General features: G+C 50.8%; 1 protein-coding gene. It reads right to left on the reverse strand.

Annotated features, from left to right (window positions below):
• Positions 1-87: 87 nt before the first annotated feature.
• Positions 88-651, reverse strand: a 564-nt coding sequence (locus ACYVN4_RS45070) for a phage portal protein (protein WP_460730461.1), incomplete at its 5' end; no start/stop codon positions are given.

Here is a 651-nt window from a genome sequence, read left to right on the forward strand (position 1 = left end):
CATCTTGATGGCGTGGTCCTCTTTGAGAGCCTTCATAAAGGTCGCCAGGTCTTCCCCACCATAGTTAGTCAGCACCAGAATAACCTGCTAAATGTCGTCAACATCATTGACGAACCCGTTATAGACGTTGTCATACACATCAATTAGGCCTTTGTACTTCAACAAGTCTGGCCGCTGGTACTTATTCTTCGGGAAGGCAATGAATGGAATGCGCCCCAGCTGATGTTCCAGGACCGCTCCAGTTCCCGTCTCATCCCCACTCGTCACATCATAGAGTGTGAAGCGATCACCATACAACGATAGGTCGCTGTAGTCTGCCATCTCCGATTTGAATACCGTCACGTCCTTGTCAGTCCAATACTCATGAACCTTGAAGTACTTGCCGGTATCAGGGTTAAGCTGCTTGTAGCTGCGTCGTAGGGCCAACAGCTTGCGGTCCAAATCGCTTGAGTAGATCGGCACCACTTGGTCAGGCGGCACAATACCATAGCGGAACTGACCGCTCTCGTCAATCCAGTAGTGTAGCCAAGCAACCCCTGCGTTGGCAGCGTCCACTACCATCTGGTTGAGTCGGAGGTTGAAGTTGTCTCCCAGTGCGTCCTTAATCTTGTCATTGAGTGTGTCGTTTTCTACGTCAATGGTTGGCGGCAC

Source organism: Nocardia heshunensis (assembly GCF_054782115.1).